The following is a 20,207-nucleotide window of genomic DNA, read 5'->3' on the forward strand; positions in this document are numbered from 1 at the left end:
GACCGTACAACGTCCAGTTGAAGACGTCCACAAAAAGTTGAAACCAGGCGTGACCGGGCGCACGCGGGGAATTCCATCGAGGTCCGCTCCGTTGGTACGGGTGCCCCCAGCGAACTAGGAGGACCAACATGGCGACGGTCGAGCTGACCAAGGAGAACTTCGACGAGGTGGTCGGTGACTCCGACGGCTCCGGCATCGTCCTGGTCGACTTCTGGGCCGAGTGGTGCGGTCCGTGCCGCGCGTTCGGACCGACCTACGAGGCCGCGTCGGACAAGAACGAGGACATCGTGTTCGGCAAGGTCGACACGGAGGCGCAGCAGGAGCTCGCGGCCACGTTCGGCATCCGGTCGATCCCGACGTTGATGATCGTGCGCGAAGGTGTCGTGCTGTTCTCGCAGCCGGGCGCACTGCCCGCCCCCGCGCTGAACGACCTGATCCAGCAGGCGCGCGACGTGAACATGGAAGAGGTCCACGCGAAGGTGGCGGAGGCCCAGGCCCAGCAGGGCTGATTGGCGATACGCCGCTCGGGGTAGTCGAGGTGCATGAACACCGACACGTCGACCGCACAGCTGGTCCACCAGCTGTCCGAGCAGGTGAGCAGGCTCGCGCGTGATGAGATCCGTCTCGCCGTCGCGGAGCTGAAGGACAAGGGCAAGCACGCCGGTGTCGGCGCCGGGATGTTCGGCGCGGCCGGCGTGTTCGCGTGGTGGGGCGGGCTGAGCGTCGTCGCCGGCCTGATCCTGCTGCTGGCACTCGTAGTACCGCCGTGGGCGGCCGCGTTGATCGTCGCGGCCGCCCTTCTGCTGTTCGCGGGTGTCTTCGCGCTCGTGGGCAAGGGGCAGGTCAAGCAGGCCGCTCCCCCGGTGCCGAGGCAGGCGATGGACAACGTCCAGCAGGACATCGCGACGATCAAGGAGAGTGCGCACCGATGAGCGACCCCAAGGAAGAGCTCCAGCGCGATGTCGAGCGGACCCGGCGTGAGCTGGGCGAGACGGTGGAAGCGTTGGCGCACAAGGTGGACGTGCCCGGCCGAGTGAAGGAGCAGGCGCAGGAGACGCGGCTGCGGATGACCGCAGCGACCAACCAGGCGATCGACTCGCTGCCCGAGCCCATCGCCGAGCAGGTCGAGAAGGCACGCCGCCACCCCGGCGCCATCGCGGCGGCGCTGATCGCGCTCATCGTGGCGATCTGGGCGATTTCCAGGAGGACCTCGTGAAGTTTCTCTACCGCCCATTGGGAATGCTGGTCGGCGCGCTGGGCGGGTTCCTCGCGTCCGCGATCTTCGGCCAGATCTGGAAACTCGTGGCGGGCGACAAAGAGGCGCCCAGCGCGACGATGCGCAACCGCGCCTGGTCGGAGGTGCTGATGGCCGCGGCGTTGCAGGGAGCCATCTTCGGCCTGGTCAAGGCCGCCATCGATCGTGGCGGGGCCAAGGGTTTCCAGAAGCTGACCGGGGAATGGCCCGGCGACGAAGAGGATTGAGCACCTGTCCGTCCAATCAAGACGGGTAGATGCGCACAATCGGGTGACGTCCTAATCTGGCCCTTCCCCTGGGAAAGGGCCAGTGATGACTCGCCAGCTCCGGACTCGTGCGCTGTCTTCGACGTTCGAGCCGCTGACCGCCGTCGCGGACGATCCGGGGCGGTCGCGGCTGGGCGTCGTGCGGTTCGCCGGCACGTCCTTCAACCCGGTGGTCGACTCCGGGCACCCGGAGCTCACGGTCCACCTGGCGCAGGAGGGTTCCGGGTTCGCCGAGGTCTGGACGACCACGCGCGGCGTCGAGTCCGGTGAACACAAGGCGATCGCCTACGCGCACGACGGCGAGTACCTGTTCTGCGCCGGGCGGATCCCGCCGTGCGACGAGCACACCTACGCCGGGCGGCTGGCGTTCCGGGCGGCGCTCGAACTGGCCGGCAGGCTCGGGTACCCCCACGTCTTCCGGATGTGGAACTACCTGCAGGACCTCAGCCCCCGCACCTACCGGGAGTTCCTGCTGGGCCAGGCGGAGGCGTTCGCGCGGCGGCCGGTGACGTGGAGCGGTCTGGCCGCGGCCACCGTCGTCGGCTCGCTCGGCGGCGGCATCGCGTTCCACCTCCTGGCCTGCCGCACCGGCGAGCCCGTCACGATCATCTCGCCCAGCGGGGCGCGGGCGGTCTACACGCACGGGCAGCTGTACTTCTCGGCTCCTTCCCTCGACGACGCCGAGGAGTTGATGAGCGCGGCGAACCTCGCCCAGTGGGGCGTCGAGGACGGGTTCGGGCTGCACGACGTGTCGTCGTTGAAGATCTACGCCCGGCGCCCCGGTGATCTCGCCGGCGTCGAGGCACGTCTGGGCCCCGGGACGAGCGTGGCATACCTGCAGGCAGCGCAGCTGCGCGACGGATGCGCGGTGGAGTTCGAGGGCGTCGCCGGATAGGCCCTGCGGACGTTTGAATCCTCAACTACTCTGACCCTCATGCCACAGCCAGAGGGTGACGAGCTCGCCGCTATCCGGGCCAAGCGCGACGAACTGCGCGAACAGTACGTGAAGCCGCTGGCCGAGAGGGGCGGCTCGCCGACGCGCGGGGTCCACCACATCGCGCTGATCTGCAAGGACGTCGAGGAGACGATCAAGTTCTACCAGGAGTTCCTCGGTTTCCCGCTGGTCGAGCTCGTGGAGAACCGCGACTACAACGGCTCCAGCCACTTCTTCTTCGACCTCGGTGCCAAGAACCTGCTGGGATTCTTCGACTTCCCCGGCCACGACCACCCGGCGTTCTCCGAGACGATCGGTGCCGTTCAGCACCTGGCTCTCTCGACGTCCCCCGAGCGGTTCGACGAGATCAAGTCCAAGCTGGACGAGGCGGGGATCGAGTACCTGGGCCCCGACCGCGGCGTCGAGGACAGCCTGTACATCCGCGACCCCAACGGTGTAGGGATTGAGTTCTACCGGGAAGTTCTCGGCGAGTTCGAAGGCACGACACTGATCAACTGAGGACGGAGTCGCAGTGGCGCAAGAGGTCAAGGGCATCGTCGCCCGGGGCAAAGGACAACCCGTCGAGCTGACCTCGGTGCTGGTGCCCGATCCCGGCCCCGGCGAGGCAGTCGTGAAGATCCAGGCGTGCGGCGTCTGCCACACCGACCTGCACTACCGCGAGGGCGGCATCAACGACGACTTCCCGTTCCTGCTGGGCCACGAGGCCGCGGGGGTCGTGGAGTCGGTCGGTGAAGGCGTTTCGGACCTGGCGCCCGGTGACTTCGTCGTGCTGAACTGGCGCGCGGTCTGCGGCACGTGCCGCGCCTGCCGCCGCGGTAAGCCCTGGTACTGCTTCTCGACGTTCAACGCGTCGCAGCCGATGACGTTGGCGGACGGCACCAAGCTCTCCCCGGCGCTGGGCATCGGCGCGTTCGTGGAGAAGACCCTGGTCCACTCAGGACAGTGCACGAAGGTCGACCCGTCCGCCCGCGCCGCCGCCGTCGGCCTGCTGGGCTGCGGCGTGATGGCCGGCGTCGGCGCGGCTCTCAACACCGGCGGCGTCGGCCGCGGCGACTCGGTGGCCGTGATCGGCTGTGGCGGTGTCGGTGACGGCGCCATCGCGGGCGCGCGCATCGGCGGTGCGGCGAAGATCATCGCCGTCGACACCGACCCGCAGAAGCTGGAGTGGGCCAAGGGATTCGGCGCCACCCACACCATCAACGCGCGTGAAGTCGACGACGTGGTCACCGCGATCCAGGACCTGACCGACTCGTTCGGCGCGGACGTCGTCATCGACGCGGTCGGCCGCCCCGAGACGTGGAAGCAGGCGTTCTACGCCCGCGACCTCGCCGGAACCGTTGTCCTGGTGGGTGTTCCGACGCCGGACATGCGGCTGGAGATGCCGCTGATCGACTTCTTCTCGCGCGGCGGCGCCCTGAAGTCGTCGTGGTACGGCGACTGCCTGCCGACGCGCGACTTCCCGATGCTGGTGGACCTGTACCAGCAGGGCCGCTTCGACCTGGACGCGTTCGTCAGCGAGGAGATCCCGCTGGACGGCGTCGAGGGCGCGTTCGAGAAGATGCACCGCGGCGAGGTCCTGCGATCGGTCGTGGTGTTCTGATGTCGCTTCGGGTGGACCACACCGTCACGTCGGGCACCTTCTCGCTGGACGGCGAGACCTTCGACGTCGACAACAACGTCTGGGTCATCGGGGACTCGTCGGAGTGCGTGGTCATCGATGCCCCGCACGACGTGGACGCGATTTTGAAGGTCGTGGACGGGCGTCGGGTGGTGGCGATTCTGCTGACGCACGCGCACGACGACCACGTTCGGGTCGCGCCGGATCTGGCGCACGCGACCGGGGCGCCGCTGGCGTTGCACCAGGCCGACCACGTGGTGTGGAACCTGACGCACACCGGCGTGCTCCCGCACCTGGCGTTGGAGGACGGTCAGGTGCTCACGGTGGCCGGCGAGGAGATCCGCGTGCTGCACACGCCTGGGCATTCGCCTGGCGCCGTGTGCTTCTACGTGCCGTCGCTGGGCGCGGTGTTCACCGGGGACACGTTGTTCCAGGGTGGGCCCGGGGCTACCGGGCGGTCGTTCTCGGACCGGCCGACGATCGAGGCGTCGATCCGGGAGAAGCTGCTGACGCTGCCCGGGGAGACCGTGGTGCACACCGGGCACGGTGCGGACACCACGATCGCCGCTGAGGTGTTCTAGCCACCGCCGCGAGCCACCAGTTCGCGGTCGGCCTCTGGCGTCTGCAAGTACCACCAACTCAAGATCACCCAGCGTTTTCCTACTACCAACTCCGGCGTCCGCGGAAACGGTCCGACAACGCGGCCGGCTCAGTTGGTAGTAGGTAACGGCGATTCGATCAAGAGTTGGTGGTACTTGCAGACGCTTTCACCGCTAAGGGAGGGCTAGAACCGCGGAGGCCGCTTCTCCAGGAACGCCGTCACGCCCTCGGCGTAGTCGGCGCTGGAGGCGGCCTCCGCGTACAGCGCCCGCACGAAGTCGTCCTCGTGCCCGCCGTCCGTGATCGAGTTGATGATCTTCTTGGCCCCGCGCACAGACACCTGCGCACGCCCGGCGATCTGCTCGGAGAGCTCCTTCACGCGGGCGTCCAGAGACTCCACGACCTCGTTCACGAGTCCGATCCGCAGCGCCGTGGCCGAGTCGATCAGGTCGGCGGAGAACAGGATCTGCTTCGCCCACGCCGGGCCCACCGCGTCCACCAACGCCTTGGTGGACGTGAAGTTGTAGACGATGCCGAGTTTCGCGGGCGTGATGCCGAACCGGGCCTCGGCGGAAGCCACCCGGATGTCGCAGGCGAGTGCGATCTCACAGCCGCCGCCGACGCAGAAACCGGAGACCGCGGCGATCGTGGGTTTGCCCAGCTCAGCAATAGCCCGTTCGCCGTTGTGCACCGCTTCGCCGTAGTGCGCGGCGCCCTCGGCGCCGCGGCGCAGGGTCGAGAACTCGGCGATGTCGGCGCCGGCCGAGAAGTGCTCGCCGCCGCGGATGACGAGCACCCGAGTGGTCTCATCTGCGGAAACCTGCGCGAGGAGCCCCGGGATGGCCGACCACATCTCGTAGGACATCGCGTTGCGCTTGGCCGGGCGGTTGATCGTCAACGTGGCGACCGGACCGGCCGCGGACAGCTCCAGGAACTCGCTCACCCGGCGCACGATACCTACCGCCTTCTGGCGGCACGCGCGGTCTCAGTTGGTAGCAATGTGTTCATGCCCTTGTAAAGTCGCCCTGCCGAAGAGGGAGGGAACGTGACAGCGGCCGCCATTGGTGCTTCCACGCTGCGCACGCTCGCGGTGCGGTTGCGCACCAGCGCGCCGGTGTCCGCGCGCATCCTCTCCGAACTCGCCAGTGAGCTCGACCGGGGCGGGCCGGTGTCGGACCTGCTGTGCTCGCACAGCGCCGTGCACAGCCCGTTGTTCGGCATCCAGGCGCTCGCGGGCGTGCGGTTGCTGATGTTGTCGGGGAAGGCGCCGGAGCTCAGCCAGCGGTTCGCCAGTGCGCACGCGGCCGCGATGGCCGGGGAGTCCGACTCGACGGCGCTGCTGGCGTGGCTCGCGGCACGGCGCGCGATCGTCGAGAACGCGGGCGAGATCCTGGCCGCGCTCGACCGCACGGTGCAGCAGCACCAGCCGAAGACGGCCGGGTTCCTGCTGCGCGGTCTGACGATGATCGGGGCGCCGAAGGTCCGGCTGCTCGAGCTCGGGGCGTGCGCGGGACTGAACCTGATCCTCGACCACTACCGCTGGTTCGGCCTCGGCTGGGAGTGGGGCGACAAGGACTCGCCGGTGCGGCTGGCCGCGATCGGGCCGCAGCCGGCGAACCTGGAGATCGTCGACAGGGCCGGCTGCGACCTGCAGCCGCGCGATCCCGGCGACCCCAAGCACGCGATGATCCTGCACTCGTTCATCCCGCCGGAGCACGACGCGCTGCGGTGGGACCTCGACGACGCCATCGAGCTCGCGGCCAAGGTCGGCGTGAAGGTGGCGCGCTCGCCTGCCGGTCGGTGGCTGCGCGAGAACCTCGTGCCGCCCGAGGAACGCGGCACGTACACGGTGGTCTGGCACAGCTCGTTCTGGGCCTACCTGACCGAGGACGAGCGCCACGAGATCGAGACGACGCTGACCGCGGCGGCCGGCTCGATGCCACTCGCGCGCGTTGCCTACGAGTCGACGGACTTTCGCTCGAACCCCCGGCTGACGGTCACCATCTACAGCTAACCTCCGGCGTCGTGAAAACGATCCGTGCCTCCCTGCTGGCCGTCGCCCTCTTCACCACGGCCCTCACCGCGCCCGCCCAGGCCGCGGTCTCGGACCACGACCTGGCACTGCACTGGGCCCCGGTCCACCACCAGGACACCGACTCCTCGGACCACGACGCCGACTACCTGTCCACAGTGGACTTCGACGGCGACTGGAACACGCTGAACAACTGGGAGAACCAGCCCCAGCTCGCGAAGCTCACCGGCGCCGCGTACTACTCGGTGGTCGAGACGTCCACGCACTGGTTCCTCGTCTACAGCTTCTTCCACCCGCGCGACTGGGACGACCAGCCCGACCCGTTCGGCACCAGGACCCACGAGAACGACCTGGAGGGCGCCCTGTTCGTCGTCCGCAAGGACAGCGGGTTCGGCACGCTCGAAGCCGCGGTCACGGTGGCGCACAGCGACTTCTACTCCTACGTGCCCGCCGGGTCGCCGTACCGGAACGGGTCGGAGACCATCGACGGCACGCTGCTGCTGGTCGGCGGCCGCCCCGCCACGTTCCAGGAGGCCAAGGGCCACGGCCTGTACCGCTGGAACGGCGCGGACTTCCCCGGCGGCGACGGCGTGGTCTACCAGCCCGCGGCGACCGGTGAGGTGCCGTCGGGCGGCAACGACCGCAGCGTCGGCTACCGGCTGGTGAACTCCCTGGACGCCGGCGGGATGTGGGCGCGCCGCAACAACGCGGAGACCTACTCGTCGTTCGGCACGTTCCGCGGTGACAACGGCAAGGACAACGCGGCCAACGCGCCGTGGGGCTGGGACGACCAGAACGACGGCGCGATCTACCGCGGCTACCTGGCCACCGATCCGGCGCTGGTGGTCGACAGGTACTTCACCAACAAGGGCGCCTTCAGCCTGACGTACACGCGCAACGCCTTCCGCTGACCCGCTGCAAACGTTTACAGTATTTTCTGCAACACCGCCGCCGTGCCCTTCGACGCGGAAGAAGGACGTCGCATGGACGGCAGGATCAACCGCAGACTGTTGATGAAGTCCACCGTCGTGGCCGCGATCGCCACCCCGTTGCTCACGAGGACGGCGATCGCGGTTCCGGAGCTGCCCTGGCCGGCCGCCAACGAGATCGTGCGCAACACGAAGCTCCCGTCGTTCCCAGACCGGAATTTCGACGCGACGGCGTACGGCGCCAAGGGGGACAACAAGACCGACAACACCGAGGCCTTCAAGAAGGCCATCGCCGCCTGCAACTCCGCGGGCGGCGGGCACGTGGTGGTGCCGAAGGGCACCTACGTCACGGGTGCGATCCACCTGCTGAGCAACGTCGACTTCCACCTCGAGGACGGCGTGCTGCTCAAGTTCTCCGGTGACGCCTCGAAGTTCCCGACGGTGCTCACGCGCTACGAGGGCATCGAGTGCATGAACCGCTCCCCCATGGTCTACGCGCACAAGCAGACCAACATCGCCATCACCGGCAAGGGCACGCTCGACGCGGGCGCCACCGGCGGCTGGAACAAGGGCAGCGACCGCTCGTACCTGGAGTCGTTGGTGGCCAAGGGAACCCCGCCCGAGAAGCGCGTGGTCCCCGGCTCCGGCAAGAACATGCGCTCGACGTTCATCGAGCCCTACGACTGCGACACGGTGCTGATCCAGGGCCTCACGCTGAAGAACCCCAAGTTCTGGCAGATCCACCCCACGCTCTGCAAGAACGTCACGGTCGACGACGTGCACACCGATCCCACGACGTCGGCCAACAACACCGACGCGTGCGACCCGGAGTCGTGCGACCACGTCGTGATCTCCAACAGCGACCTCGGCGCGCACGACGACAACGTGGCGATCAAGTCGGGCCGCGACGAGGACGGGCGGCGGATCAACGTGCCGTGCCAGAACATCGTCGTCGTCAACTGCCGCATGAACGGCAACTGGGGCGCCATCACGTGCGGCTCCGAGCAGACCGGCGGCATCCGCAACGTCTACGGCTACCGGCTGAACTGCGTCAACGCCACCAAGTTCGCGCTGTACGTCAAGTCGAACACCCAGCGCGGCGGGTTCTCGCAGAACATCAACCTGGACAGCGTGTCCGGCGTCTTCGGGCGCGCGTTCGTCTACGTCACCACGACCTACAACTCGCAGACGGGCGGCAACGTGCCGAAGTTCGGGCCGTTCTCCGTGTCGAACTCCAGCTGCACCAAGGCTTCCAAGGTCCTCGACGTGTCCGGGCTCTCGCAGGAGCACGTCAAGGGCCTCGACCTGCGCGACTCGAAGTTCGACGGCCTCGGCAGCACCACCAACACCGTCAAGAACGTCGACGGCCTGAAGTTCACCAACGTCACGGCGAACGGCAAGCCGATGACCAAGTAGTCCTAGCCCTGGGCAGTCGGCCGCACGACGATCTCGTTCACGTCGACGTCGGCCGGCTGCTCGATCGCGAACGCGACGGCGCGGGCGATCGAGGCCGGCGGGATCGCGATCTCGTCGCGCATGCCCGCGATCCGTTCCCGCACAGCGGTGTTGCTCGACGCCTCCGCGAAACCGGTGTGCACGAAGCCAGGGAACACCGTGGTCACGCGCACCGACGGACCAGCCTCCTGGCGCAGGCCCTCGCAGATCGACCGCACCGCGACCTTGGTGCCCGCGTAGACCGCCATGGACGGCACGACGGTGAACGCGGCCGTGGAGGAGGTGGTGATGAAGTGCCCTGACTGCTGCTCGCGGAAGACCGGGAGTGCTGCCGCGATGCCGTGCAGCACGCCCTTGATGTTGACGTCGACCATCTCGTCCCACTCGTCGACGCGCAGGTCGTCCAGCGGCGAGATCGGGCCGGCTCCGGCGTTGCTCACGAGCACGTCGAGCCGTCCGAAACGCTCCTGGGCCAGTGCCACCAACGCGTGCAGGTCCTCGCGGCGGGTCACGTCGGTGCGCGTGTGCACGGCCGTGCCGCCTGCCTGCTCGATCCTGGCCACGAGGTCCGCGAGACGCTCCGACCGGCGTGCGCCGAGCACGAGGCGCGCGCCCCGTTCCGCGAGCAGCAGGGCGGTCGCCTCGCCGATCCCGCTGCTGGCGCCGGTGATCGCCACGACTTCGTCCTTGATAACCATGAACCCAGCCTGCGTCAGGCTCAGCCTGGTATCCAGAGCCCCTTTATTCTGGTACTGGAGGTGCCAGGATGCGACGAACGGACGAACAGCGCCACGAACTCGGTGCGTTCCTGCGCAGCCGGCGCGAGCGGCTCACCCCGGCCGAGGCGGGCCTGCCGCGCACCGGCCGGCGCCGGACTCCCGGTCTGCGCCGCGAGGAGCTCGCCGTACTCGCCGGGATCAGCGCGACCTGGTACACGTTCCTGGAACAGGGCCGCGACGTCCAGGCGTCCGACCAGGTGCTCGGCGCGCTCGCCGCCGCCCTCGGGCTCGGTCAGTCCGAAAAGGACCACCTGTTCCGGCTCGCGGGCCACACCAGGCCGCACATCCCCGAAGCCGAGCTGGCACCGGAAGTGGCTGCCGTGCCTGGGTTTCTGGACCCGCACCCGGCGTTCATCATCGGCGCCACCTACGACGTGCTCAGCCACAACGAGGCCGCGGCCGAGCTCTTTCCCGATCTCGGCGAGGAAAACCCGAGCTTCGCGCGCTGGGTGTTCACGGACCCGCGGTCGCGGCACGTGCTGATCGACTGGGAGGTGGAGGCCCGCGGACTGCTCGCCAAGCTCCGCGCGCTCGCCGGCCAGCACCCCGCCGACGAGCGGTTCACCCGGCTGATCGACGACCTGCACGAGGCCAGCCAGGAGGTGCGCTCCTGGTGGCCCCAGTACGACGTGCAGCCCCGGCACGGCGGCCGGAAACGCTTGCGGCACCCCGGAAGAGGGCCGCTCGACTACGCCTACACCGCGTTCCACCTCGCCGAGCAGCCCGACCAGACGCTGGTCGTCTACTCGGACGAACGGCCGTGCTGAGGGCCTAGGCGGCGCGCGGGTACAGGCGGGCCATCCCGGGCGGCGCGGCGAAGGGCGCCCACGTGCCCTCCGCCTGTGCCAGCCGGTCCGCGACCACCCACAGAACGCTGGAGTTGAAGCCATATCCCAGGTGTGAGGACGACACCTGGACGTTCTCCCTGCGCAGCCCCGGTTCCTCGACGCACGACTCCCACGAGACGATGCCGTCCGTCTTGGAGTAGATCGACGTGGCGGGCACCGGGATCGGCGGCCTCGTCGACTCCAGCGGCGGGAACTCGTCCTTCGGGATGTGCAGCCGGGAGAACAGCGCGAACGCGGGCATCGCCCGTGACTGCACGGGATCGCTCATGTTGTACGGCGACCCCATGGTGATCACCTGGCGGACGCGGTGCGGGTGGTCGCGCGCCATCTCGCGCGCGAAGATCCCGCCCAGCGACCAGCCGACGATGGACACCGGCCCGCAGGCGTCGGAGACCTTCTTCACCAACGCGTGCATGCCGTCCACGGCCTTGCGCGTCGGCCCGATGTTGCGGCCCAGACCCCACGGGCTCACCTGATACCCCAGCCCGGACAGGAAACGGCGCAGCATCACCGTGGACGAGTCGGCCGCCCCGAGACCGGGGAACACCAGGACCGGGTGGCCGTCACCGGACGGCGCGCCCCGCAGCATCGAGCGCGTGGCCACGAACTCGCTCACGTCGATCGCGCAGCGGGTGGGCTCGGTGAGATACCAGAACAAACCGGGCGCGGAGCCTCTGACGAGGTGGAGGGGCGAAGCAGCAGGCACTTCGTAGACTTCGTCCGAAGGTACGGCAGACATAGGAGCCTCCCCACACGTCGACAACCCCGAGCCGGCGCCCTGGGCGTCGTTGCCCAGTGGGTCCATGATGTTTCGTGAACGATCTTTTTGCCAGTACTTTCGAGTCTCGATTCGCCACCTGCAGGTAACACGTTGGCAACCTCACAGCTGTGCAGTGCCTCTCACCTGCATGGACGTCGATTGAGACGCATCCGTCCTCTACTCTTTTTCAAGTGGATCGGATGAGCAGTTTGGACGCCAGCTTCTACTTCATCGAGGACGAGAACGTGCCCATGCACGTCGGTTCCGTCCTGGTTTTCGACGGGCCGGCCCCGTCCTACGGCGACGTGATCCGTCTCTTCCTGGCGCGCATGGACCAGGTGCCGCGCTACCGGCAGAAGGTGAAGGCGCTGCCGTTCCACGTCGGCCGTCCGGTCTGGGTCGACGACGACCACTTCAACATCCTCTACCACGTGCGCCACACCGCGGTGCCGTCGCCGGGCGGGGAGGACCAGCTGCGCAACCTCGCCGGCCGGATCTTCGCGCAGAAGCTCGACGACAAGAAGCCGCTGTGGGAGGCCTGGCTGGTCGAGGGCCTCGAAGGCGGCCGCTGGGCGATCATCTCCAAGGTCCACCACTGCATGATCGACGGAGTGTCCGGTTCGGACATGCTGCAGCTCATCCTCGACTTCAAGAAGGAGAGCGTCCTCCCGGAGCCGAAGGAGTGGAAGCCCGAGCCGCAGCCGTCCACGTTGGACCTGGTCATCGACGGGGTGCGCGACGCCGTGGTGACGCCGGTGCAGCACCTGTCCGCTTTGCCCGCCGTGGCGCGGAACGTGCGCTCCCTGAGCGAGATCATGGACTTCGGCAAGACCGTTCTCGGTTCTCTTCCCGGTACGGCGAAGCGTCTGGTCACGCGTGCGGCGACTTCCTTGAACGGTCCGATCGGACCGCACCGCCGCTGGGTGTGGGCGCGCGCGAACCTGGCTGAGATCAAACAGATCCGCACCGCCGCCGGTGGCACCGTCAACGACGTCATCCTGACGGCGATCACGCGCGGTTTCCGGGACCTGCTGGAGAAGCGCGGCGAACTGACCGAGGGCATGGTCGTGCGGACCATGGTCCCCGTGTCGATGCGCAAGGCCGACCAGCACAACGAGCTGAACAACCGCGTCAGCGCCGTGCTGGTGAACCTGCCCGTGGGCGAGGCCGACCCGGTGAAGCGCCTCGCGTCGATCCGCGCGCAGATGGACGACCTGAAGAGCTCGCGCCAGGCCGCCGGCGCCGACGTCATCACGAACCTGTCGAACTTCGCCGCGCCGACGCTGATGGCGCTGGGCTCGCGGACCGCGATGCGGTTCCCGCAGCAGATCCTGCAGACCGTCACCACGAACGTGCCCGGCCCGCGCATCCCGCTCTACATGCTCGGCCGCCCGCTGGTGGAGATGTTCCCGTACGTGCCGGTCGCCTCGACGATCCGGATCACCGTCGGCATCTTCTCCTACCTCGACAGGTTCACGTTCGGCATCAACGCCGACTTCGACGGTGTGCCGGACGTGCAGCTGCTCGCGGACGGCATCCGGGCAGGGTTCGACGAGATGGTCGCGCTGGCCGCCGAGGCCGCGGAGAGGACCGAGGTGGCCCAGACGGTGGTGGAGGCCAAGCCTGCGGCTCCCAAGCCCGCGGCTCCCAAGCCCGCGGCTCCCAAGCCCGCCGCTCCCAAGCCCGCGGCGAAGAAGCCCGCCCCCAAGCCCCGCCCCGTGCGGGCGACCGCCAAGACGACGACCAACGGTGTGAAGCCGGAGACCCAGGCCTGAGACACGATCTGACGGTTCAGGCGGGTGCGCACGACCTGCACCTGACCGTGGTGGGACTCGACGCGCGGCTGGGCGCCCTGGGACTGGCTCTCGGCCAGGTCGACGACGTCCGGATCGAGCTGGAGAACGTGCGGTGGTCGCGCTGGCGTGCCCGCCGCGCGACCGTCGTCTGCCGGGACGTGCACGTGAACCCGCCCGCGGTCCTGGTGTCCTCGCCCGTCGAGTTCCGGGTCGAGGTGGACTTCGCGGACATCCCGGAGTTGCAACCGGTCAGTTGGTTCCCGCTGACCGTCCGGTTGGTCGGCTCGGAGCTGCACGTGCGGCTGCACAAGTGGCTGCCCCCGCGCGTGTTCGCGGTGCCGGAACTGCCGCGCGGCATCGAGCTGACGGGCGTCGAGCAGCTCGACGACCACTTCGTGCTGACCGGGGCCGCCCCCGTGCTGCGGGAGCGGCTCACCCTGGGTCAGCTCGCGGACGTGCTCAGGCGGCTGGCGTCCATCCAGTCGAGGACCCGCTCGGACACGACCTCGGGGATCTCCATCTGGGGCACGTGACCGACGTTCGCGTACTCGTCGTAGCGCCAGTGCGGGTACTTGCGGGCGACGTACCGGGCGGCGGCGACGTTGACGAGCCTGTCGCGGTCGCCGCTCATCAGGAACACGGGCACGCGGACCTTGGACATCGCCGCGTAGTAGGCGCCGCGCTTGGACGTCGTGAACACGACGCTGCGCGCGGCCGCGAGGAACGCCTTGTCGAGGCCGTCGACCTTGGCGCGCTCGCCGATCAGGTGCTCGCTGGCGAGCTTGAGCTCCTCGGGGATGCCGGACGGGTCCGCGCAGACCAGCTCCAGCAGGCGGTCGACCTGGCGGCGGGCAGGGACCGACCGCGACTTCGCCAGGAACCGCTCGCCGAGCCCCGGCACCGAGTACAGGAAGAACGTGCTGAGCATCGTCGGGTCCGGCCGGGTCCCGAACACCATCGGCAGCGCCGGGTCGACCAGTACCAGGCCCCTGACCAGCGCGGGGTCGTAGGCGGTCTGGAAGAGCGAGATCAGCCCGCCCATCGAGTTGCCGACCAGGATCGCCGGCTCCCCCACGACCTCGCGCAGGAACCGGCCCAGGAGCCTCGTGTTGGCCTGGACCGTGGTCTCGCGCCCCTCCGGGTTCGTCAGGCCGTGCCCGGCGAGGTCGACGGCCGTGACACGGGCCTTCTGCGCGAGCAACGGCGCCAGCAGCACCCAGTTGAGGTGCGAGCCGCCGAGCCCGTGCACGAGGACGATGCGCGGGCCGTCCTCCGGTCCGCCGAAGTCGACCCAGTGCACGGGCCCGTCGAGGTCCGCGTGGTGGCTGGTGCCGCCGAAGTTCGCCACAGTCGTCATACCAACCAGTATGTCGCTTGAGCCAACCGGTTGGTAGTGACGTTCAGCGCCAGGGTCGTGCGGGCTTGCAGTCGTCCAGCGCCGGCTTCGCGTCGAACCAGCCCGAGACGACGTTGTTCTCGGGGTCCACGTAACACCAGCTCAGGTCCAGGAGCGTGTCGCCGAGCACCTTGCCCTCGGCGTCGTAGGCCCTGAGCGCCTCTCTCGGGTCCTGGTTGCCGGGGTGGTCCCAGTCGGCGGGCCACAGGAGCCGCGCGACGAACGTGCCGTCGGAGATCTCGGCCTCGACGGTCTTGCCGAGCACCGACCACGTCATCCGCTTGACCTCGGAGTCCACCCGCCCCGCCACGGTCTGACTGCCCGGCCGCCGGGCGCGGTCCCCGCTCGTCTGGTTCTGGTAGTCGATCGAGAAGTGCCCGTTGAGCCAGCGCGTGTCGAAGCCCTTCCTGCCCGGCAGGTACCTGTTCGAGAAGTAGCTGCCCGGTGTGGTGAGGTCGCACGCCAGCGCGTCGGTCGGGGTGTAGAGCAGCGCGAACGTTCCCGCGGCGTCCTGGTGGTAGCGGCGCAGCACCGGCCGGGCGGGGGTCCCCGACGCCTTCCGGCAGCCTTCCTCGATGTCGTCGGCCTGCTGCTCGCTCAGTCCGGGGATCGTGGGCCGGGTCGACCAGTACTCGCCGGCCGGTTGTTCGGGCAGCACGAGCATCACCGCGGTGACCACCGCGGCGAGCGCCGTGGCCATGGTGCCGAAGCGCATGCCGAGCCGGCGCCGGTGGATGGACCGTTCGAGCCGGGCGCGGATCCTGACATGGCGGCCGGGGGGCAGGTCGCGTGCCGGCGGGAGCATGGTGGTCATCGGTCCTCCCCGACGTGCACGAGCGCTTGCTGCTGGAGTTTCGCCTTCGCCTTGCTGACCCGTGCCCGCACGCTCACCGCTGCGATCCCGAGCACGGCGGCGGCGTCCTCGTAGGACACCTCGGCCCACACGCAGAGGGCGAGCGCCTCACGTTCGTTGCGCGGCAGCTTCTCCACGGCTTTGAGCAGCTCTTTCATCCGTTGCTGGTCATCGAGCCGTGCGGCGACCATGTCCGCGTGGTCGGGCACCGCTCGCTCTTCGTCAAGGCGTCGCAGGTTCTTCACCCGCCGGGTCAGGGACCGCTGCTCGTTGCGCACGACGTTGGTCGCCACGGTGAGCAGCCACGGCAGCGCCGACTCCCGTTCGAGCCGCGCCACCTGGCTCTTCTTGCGCCACGCCAGCAGGAAGGTGGCCTGCAGGTGGTCCTCGGCCTCTGCCCAGGACGCCGTCAGCCGGAAGCAGTGGTTGTAGACCGCCTTCGCGTGCCGGTCGAACAGCACTCCGAAGGCGTGCGCACTGCCCCCAGCGGCCTGCGACCACAACGCGCGGTCGTCTTCGGTCGTCATGTCTGTACGTGTCCGCCCGCCCCAGAAGTGTTGGCACCAGTTTCACGCGCCTGCCACTAACGTTCCGCAGCGTGGCACATCTGGGGATGGCCGACCTCGCGGACATCGCGCAGGCGGCGTACGGCCGTGAGCTGATCGACGTAGCCCGACTGCACGGCGGCAGCAAGAAGGGCGTCTACCGGCTGACGCTGGACGACGGCACGACGGGCGTGGCCTACGTCTGGCGTGCTTCCGAGGACTACTGGCCCGAGCACGAGCAGGACCCGTTGTTCGGCAACGCGAGCGGGCGCGACCTGTTCCTCACCGCGCACACCGCGCTGTCCGAGGCCGGGATGTGCGTACCGAGGCTGGTGCTGGTCGACACCGACGTGATCGTGGTCGAGGACCTCGGGGCGGAGTTCCTGGAGAAGCTGCTCGACCAGGACACCGAGGCGCTGGAACGGTTGTGGGACGACCTCGAGGCCATGCACCGGCGCACCAGCCCGCGCTACGGCCGCCCGAGCGCGTTGCAGCCTATGGACGCGCCGCCGGTGCCGGACGTGGTGCTGGAGCGCGCACTCGGGCACCTGGACGCCTGTTGCGAACGGGTCCCACGCATCGCGGCCGAGCGCGAACGCCTGGAAACCCAGCTGCGCCAACGGCACGCGGCGATCGAGCCGCGCGCGTCGTACGGGCTGATCCACGGCGAGCTGGGACCTGATCACGTGCTCGTGGCGGACGGGCGGCCGGTGCTGATCGACATCGAGGGCGTGATGTTCTTCGACGTCGAGTGGGAGCACGTGTTCCTGGAGCTGCGGTTCGGCCCGCACTACCGACCGGTGCCCGGCCTCGACCCGGCACGGCTCTCGTTGTACCGGCTGGCACAGCACCTGTCCCTCGTGGAGGGTCCGCTTCGGTTGCTGGACGGCGACTTCCCGCACCGGGACGCGATGCGGGAGATCGCCGAGCACAACGTCGAACGGGTGCTGGACTGCCAGTAGAGCGTCGCAGCTGTCTCTTGGAGTAGCGACGAGTGGGAGGAACGCCGGCAGGTGGCCGGACTTCGATCATGAAGATCGCGCTCTCATGGCTGTCACCTGCACTGTTGGCGGTACTTGAGGTGATCAGCAAACGCTTGCGCCAGCAGTTTTCTACCACCAACTCGGCTGCACGTGCGCGTGAGAGCGCGACCATCCGGGCTTTCGGTGACGAGCGACCACACCGCTCAGCCACCTGCCCGGTTCAAAAGGAGCACAACTAAGCAGCGACACGCTGCTAGTACTGGCCCAGCCACGCCTCGTCGACCCGCAGCTGCGCCTTGCCCTGCGTGGACGTCTTCTCGACCCGGACGTGCCGCGTGGTCGTGTTCGCCGGCAGGTCGATGAACTGCACTGCGCGGTGGTTGGCCAGCGACCCTGACCTCACCTTCGTCCACTTGGAACCGTCGTCGGACGTGTAGACGTTGTAGTTCTTGATGCGCGCGGAGTTCGACGCAGGGTAGGTGGTCGAGTCCTCGCGCTGGTTCAGCGCGACGTACGAGACCTTCTTCGCCGAGCCCAGGTCGAAGCGCAGCGACACGGTGCCCGCACCCGTTGCGTCCCAGTAGGTCTGGTAGTTGCCGTCGGCCGCGTGCGAGGCCGGGTGGCCGGACCCGTTCGCTGACGCGCTCATCGTGTACGACGAGGGCGGGATGACCCCCTCACGCCCGGCCGTCTCGACCTTGAACACCGTGTCGTACTGGTCCCAGTTCGAGATGCCGTTGAGCGTGATCGTGCCGGCGGCCTGCGACCAGGTCACGTCCGCGCCGGTGCGCAGGTTCGTGACGCGGCTGACCTTGTACCCGTTGTCGCGCACTTTGAGCGTGCTGCCGGACGGTGTGGTGAGCACGTGGACGTAGTGCAGGTTCGGGTCGGTCTTGGAGACGGTCGTGACGCCGTGCGCGCCGTCGTTCCAGAACCCCGGTTTGAGGCCCCCGTGGAGATAGCCGCCACCGTACGTGCCGCCGATCGACTCCCAGATGTCGCCGAGGTAGGTGTTCGTGAAGTTGTTGAAGGCGGCCTGGTTCGAGGGGAACCTGCCGTTGACCATCGCGGTCTCGGCCATCAACGCCTTGACGTCACTGCCGGCGTTGGTGATGAGGCGTCCCAGCGTCAGCTTGTAGTCGACGGCGGAGTTCGAGCCGGAGTACCACCACGCACCGGAGCTCGGCAGCTTGAAGCACGCCTCGATGAGCCGCGGCGCCGCCGTGTAGACCGCCTGCGGGTAGTCGTAGTTCGGCGTCATGCCGGTCTTCTGCTCGTTGCTGATGGTGTCCATGATCGCGGTGTCCTCGTTGTTGTTGCTGAGGACCATGTCCGGCCGGTCGCGCCGGATCCGTTCGTACAGGCCGTTCTGCTCCCAGTACGCGTTGTCGTTGTCGATCCAGAACCCGGCGAGCTTCGGGTAGCGCGCCATGACCTCGACGAAGTTGTCGTAGCTGAACTGCCCGAACCCCGGCCGCTCCTGCAGGTTCACCGACTTGCCCTTGTACTTCGAGTACCCGGCGGAGTCGAGCCACTCGTGCCCGCCCTCGTCGTGCCACTGCGGGTCGTCGGTCATGTAGTTGATGACCTTCACGCCTTCCTCGTCCGCAGCGTCGATCAGCTCGCCGAGGAAGTCGCGCTTGGTCGAGCAACTCCCGGGAATCGCCGACGGCCACGCCCGCGCGTACCCGAGACGGCTGTGGAACGACGCCAGCACGAGGTACTGCGCGTGCAGCTTCTTCGCCTCGTCGACCCAGTACTGCGCACTCCACCCGCCACCCGTGACGGCGGCTTCCCAAGCGCTGCAACTGGTGTAGCCCGGGTTCGTCCGCATCCCCCAGTGCAGGAACAGGCCGGACGTGGACGCCCGCAGCCAGTCCTGCCGCGGATGCAGCACCTCGGCGTGCGCCGGGGTGCTCACGCCTGCAACGAGTAGAACGGCGGTCATCAACACGCCTAGACGACGCAACGTTTTCCGCACGAGCCAGCCTCCTGGTGGACGCTCCCTGCGGCGGTAGGAAGACGTGCTCGGTGGTTACCGCGCAAAGGTCTACGCCACCCGGCGGCCCGTCTTCAAGAGGTCATCGGAGGTCTGAGCGTGTTACATCGCGATCGAATCGATAAAGGCTCCAAATGAGCCGACGTTTCGTGCCGGCCCACCACGTGGGCGGCCTTGGCCGCGACATCGGGCGGATGTCAGCATCGGTGACATGTCCCAGGCCTCCGTGCTCAGCACGCGCCGCCGCGCCGACCTCCGATCAGTTCAGCGCACTACCCGTGTGATGGGTGCCCGTAGAGCCCCACGCCGGCGAACTCCAGCGAGGTGAGGAACGTGGTCGAGGCCAGGTAGGAGGCCTCGACCAGTTCCGCGGTGTGCGAGAAGTCCAGCGGCGTCACGGCCTGCACGGGCGGACCGGGCAGGTACAGCACCGGCGCGATCTGGGAGGCGAGCTCCACCTCCAGCACGGCCTGGTTGCGCATCCCCAAAGTCGCCCAGAAGAGCAACGTCTCGGCGAGCGTCTCCGGCACCGTCGGCAGGTGGCCGGGGAACGCGCAGTCCAGCACCACCAGCGACTTCGCGCCCATCGCGAGCGCCTGCCGGATCGGCACGTTCGCGAGCACACCACCGTCGTAGAGCACCTGGTCGCCGATGCGCACCGGCGGGTACACGCCGGGAATCGCCGCGCTGGCGAGGATCGCGGGGATCAGCTCGCCCTCGGTGATGTTCACGGCCTCGCCGGTCACGCCGTTCACCGACACCGCGCCGAACGGCAGCGCCAGTTCCTCGAAGGACGAACACCCGCCGAGCCCCTCGGTCAGCACGTGCGCGAGACCGGTGTTGGGGAAGAGGTAGGTCTTGTTGGTGCGCAACGACCTCAGCTGCGCGATCGGCCCGCCGGGGAACACCCGCTGCCGTGTCATGCCCTCCCACAGCACCGCCAGCCGTTCGGCGGCCTTGTCCGGGTCCAGCGCGAGCAGCGAGCCGTTGACCGACCCCACCGAGGTGCCGACGACGAGGTCCGGCCGCACGCCGTGCTCCCGCAACGCGCGCAGCATGCCGACCTGCGCGGCACCGAGGCTTCCGCCTCCTCCGAGCACGAAACCGACTGGTCCTGGCAGTTCGATCGTCACGTCCG

Annotated in this window: 23 protein-coding genes; 15 read left to right on the top strand and 8 right to left on the bottom strand. The window is 68.5% G+C overall.

The features are described 5' to 3' along the window. Nucleotides 1-128 precede the first annotated feature (128 nt). The 8 genes from trxA (at nucleotide 129) to ACSHWB_RS01630 (ending at nucleotide 4,675) form a co-directional block, all read left to right on the top strand. Complete coding sequence (gene trxA / locus ACSHWB_RS01595; protein WP_093600792.1) at nucleotides 129-509, top strand: thioredoxin; 381 nt, start codon at nucleotides 129-131, stop codon at nucleotides 507-509. 33 nt (nucleotides 510-542) lie between these two features. Continuing rightward, nucleotides 543-932 (top strand): phage holin family protein, encoded by a 390-nt coding sequence (locus tag ACSHWB_RS01600; RefSeq protein ID WP_439660299.1) that lies wholly within the window; start codon nucleotides 543-545, stop codon nucleotides 930-932. Next, nucleotides 929-1,216 carry a DUF3618 domain-containing protein gene (locus ACSHWB_RS01605; RefSeq protein ID WP_439660300.1) on the top strand — a complete coding sequence of 96 codons (288 nt, stop codon included), beginning with the start codon at nucleotides 929-931 and terminating at the stop codon, nucleotides 1,214-1,216. The genes ACSHWB_RS01600 and ACSHWB_RS01605 overlap by 4 nt, the downstream gene beginning before the upstream one ends. Continuing rightward, a complete protein-coding gene (locus ACSHWB_RS01610) occupies nucleotides 1,213-1,482 on the top strand; it encodes a DUF4235 domain-containing protein (RefSeq protein ID WP_439660301.1) in 270 nt (89 codons plus the stop codon). The genes ACSHWB_RS01605 and ACSHWB_RS01610 overlap by 4 nt, the downstream gene beginning before the upstream one ends. Before the next feature lie 85 nt (nucleotides 1,483-1,567). Continuing rightward, the gene (locus ACSHWB_RS01615; RefSeq protein ID WP_439660302.1) at nucleotides 1,568-2,416 is read left to right on the top strand and encodes a hypothetical protein; all 849 of its coding nucleotides are present in this window, start codon (nucleotides 1,568-1,570) and stop codon (nucleotides 2,414-2,416) included. Nucleotides 2,417-2,455: 39 nt separating this feature from the next. Then, on the top strand, nucleotides 2,456-2,974 hold the full coding sequence (locus ACSHWB_RS01620) for a VOC family protein (protein ID WP_439660303.1): 519 nt from the start codon (nucleotides 2,456-2,458) through the stop codon (nucleotides 2,972-2,974). A 13-nt stretch (nucleotides 2,975-2,987) separates the two neighbouring features. Further along, the gene (locus ACSHWB_RS01625; protein WP_401033201.1) at nucleotides 2,988-4,076 is read left to right on the top strand and encodes an S-(hydroxymethyl)mycothiol dehydrogenase; all 1,089 of its coding nucleotides are present in this window, start codon (nucleotides 2,988-2,990) and stop codon (nucleotides 4,074-4,076) included. Continuing rightward, the gene (locus ACSHWB_RS01630) at nucleotides 4,076-4,675 is read left to right on the top strand and encodes an MBL fold metallo-hydrolase (protein ID WP_439660304.1); all 600 of its coding nucleotides are present in this window, start codon (nucleotides 4,076-4,078) and stop codon (nucleotides 4,673-4,675) included. Before ACSHWB_RS01625 ends, ACSHWB_RS01630 begins: the two co-directional genes overlap by 1 nt. A gap of 203 nt (nucleotides 4,676-4,878) precedes the next feature. Here the strand turns inward: ACSHWB_RS01630 and ACSHWB_RS01635 are convergent, their stop codons facing one another. Beyond that, entirely contained in the window at nucleotides 4,879-5,637 is a 759-nt protein-coding gene (locus ACSHWB_RS01635; protein WP_439660305.1) for an enoyl-CoA hydratase/isomerase family protein, read from the bottom strand. 102 nt (nucleotides 5,638-5,739) lie between these two features. Between ACSHWB_RS01635 and ACSHWB_RS01640 the strand changes: the two genes are divergently transcribed. From ACSHWB_RS01640 to ACSHWB_RS01650, 3 genes are all read left to right on the top strand, one after another. After that, complete coding sequence (locus ACSHWB_RS01640; protein ID WP_439660306.1) at nucleotides 5,740-6,708, top strand: DUF2332 family protein; 969 nt, start codon at nucleotides 5,740-5,742, stop codon at nucleotides 6,706-6,708. Between the two features lie 11 nt (nucleotides 6,709-6,719). Further along, nucleotides 6,720-7,637: a hypothetical protein gene (locus ACSHWB_RS01645; protein ID WP_439660307.1), complete on the top strand. Its 918-nt coding sequence runs from the start codon at nucleotides 6,720-6,722 to the stop codon at nucleotides 7,635-7,637. Between the two features lie 72 nt (nucleotides 7,638-7,709). Continuing rightward, the gene (locus ACSHWB_RS01650; RefSeq protein ID WP_439660308.1) at nucleotides 7,710-9,071 is read left to right on the top strand and encodes a glycoside hydrolase family 28 protein; all 1,362 of its coding nucleotides are present in this window, start codon (nucleotides 7,710-7,712) and stop codon (nucleotides 9,069-9,071) included. Nucleotides 9,072-9,073: 2 nt separating this feature from the next. Here ACSHWB_RS01650 and ACSHWB_RS01655 read toward each other — a convergent pair whose 3' ends face one another. Then, on the bottom strand, nucleotides 9,074-9,808 hold the full coding sequence (locus ACSHWB_RS01655; RefSeq protein ID WP_439660309.1) for an SDR family oxidoreductase: 735 nt from the start codon (nucleotides 9,806-9,808) through the stop codon (nucleotides 9,074-9,076). 68 nt (nucleotides 9,809-9,876) lie between these two features. Here ACSHWB_RS01655 and ACSHWB_RS01660 point away from each other — a divergent pair, with 68 nt between their 5' ends. Next, complete coding sequence (locus tag ACSHWB_RS01660; protein WP_439660310.1) at nucleotides 9,877-10,656, top strand: helix-turn-helix transcriptional regulator; 780 nt, start codon at nucleotides 9,877-9,879, stop codon at nucleotides 10,654-10,656. 4 nt (nucleotides 10,657-10,660) lie between these two features. Here the strand turns inward: ACSHWB_RS01660 and ACSHWB_RS01665 are convergent, their stop codons facing one another. Continuing rightward, nucleotides 10,661-11,353: an esterase/lipase family protein gene (locus ACSHWB_RS01665; protein ID WP_439660311.1), complete on the bottom strand. Its 693-nt coding sequence runs from the start codon at nucleotides 11,351-11,353 to the stop codon at nucleotides 10,661-10,663. Nucleotides 11,354-11,697: 344 nt separating this feature from the next. On the opposite strand from ACSHWB_RS01665, the gene ACSHWB_RS01670 reads away from it, so the two are divergent. Together ACSHWB_RS01670 and ACSHWB_RS01675 are read left to right on the top strand one after the other, a co-directional pair. Beyond that, nucleotides 11,698-13,272, top strand: a complete 1,575-nt coding sequence (locus tag ACSHWB_RS01670; protein ID WP_439660312.1) for a WS/DGAT/MGAT family O-acyltransferase — start codon at nucleotides 11,698-11,700, stop codon at nucleotides 13,270-13,272. Nucleotides 13,273-13,322: 50 nt separating this feature from the next. After that, nucleotides 13,323-13,826 carry a hypothetical protein gene (locus ACSHWB_RS01675; RefSeq protein WP_439660313.1) on the top strand — a complete coding sequence of 168 codons (504 nt, stop codon included), beginning with the start codon at nucleotides 13,323-13,325 and terminating at the stop codon, nucleotides 13,824-13,826. Here the strand turns inward: ACSHWB_RS01675 and ACSHWB_RS01680 are convergent. From ACSHWB_RS01680 to ACSHWB_RS01690, 3 genes are read right to left on the bottom strand one after another with little or no spacing between them, the layout of a single operon-like run. Further along, nucleotides 13,736-14,650: an alpha/beta fold hydrolase gene (locus ACSHWB_RS01680; RefSeq protein WP_439660314.1), complete on the bottom strand. Its 915-nt coding sequence runs from the start codon at nucleotides 14,648-14,650 to the stop codon at nucleotides 13,736-13,738. The genes ACSHWB_RS01675 and ACSHWB_RS01680 overlap by 91 nt on opposite strands. Nucleotides 14,651-14,693: 43 nt before the next feature. Continuing rightward, entirely contained in the window at nucleotides 14,694-15,503 is an 810-nt protein-coding gene (locus ACSHWB_RS01685; protein WP_439660315.1) for a hypothetical protein, read from the bottom strand. Continuing rightward, on the bottom strand, nucleotides 15,500-16,069 hold the full coding sequence (locus tag ACSHWB_RS01690; RefSeq protein WP_439660316.1) for an RNA polymerase sigma factor: 570 nt from the start codon (nucleotides 16,067-16,069) through the stop codon (nucleotides 15,500-15,502). Before ACSHWB_RS01690 ends, ACSHWB_RS01685 begins: the two co-directional genes overlap by 4 nt. A gap of 71 nt (nucleotides 16,070-16,140) precedes the next feature. Between ACSHWB_RS01690 and ACSHWB_RS01695 the strand changes: the two genes are divergently transcribed. Beyond that, nucleotides 16,141-17,049 (top strand): phosphotransferase, encoded by a 909-nt coding sequence (locus tag ACSHWB_RS01695; RefSeq protein ID WP_439660317.1) that lies wholly within the window; start codon nucleotides 16,141-16,143, stop codon nucleotides 17,047-17,049. Nucleotides 17,050-17,323: 274 nt separating this feature from the next. Here the strand turns inward: ACSHWB_RS01695 and ACSHWB_RS01700 are convergent, their stop codons facing one another. Together ACSHWB_RS01700 and ACSHWB_RS01705 are read right to left on the bottom strand one after the other, a co-directional pair. Further along, nucleotides 17,324-19,018 (bottom strand): discoidin domain-containing protein, encoded by a 1,695-nt coding sequence (locus tag ACSHWB_RS01700; protein WP_439660318.1) that lies wholly within the window; start codon nucleotides 19,016-19,018, stop codon nucleotides 17,324-17,326. 323 nt (nucleotides 19,019-19,341) lie between these two features. Beyond that, nucleotides 19,342-20,202, bottom strand: a complete 861-nt coding sequence (locus ACSHWB_RS01705; protein WP_439660319.1) for a patatin-like phospholipase family protein — start codon at nucleotides 20,200-20,202, stop codon at nucleotides 19,342-19,344. Nucleotides 20,203-20,207: the final 5 nt, after the last annotated feature.

Source organism: Lentzea sp. HUAS TT2 (assembly GCF_051853195.1).
Classification (GTDB): Bacteria; Actinomycetota; Actinomycetes; order Mycobacteriales; family Pseudonocardiaceae; genus Lentzea.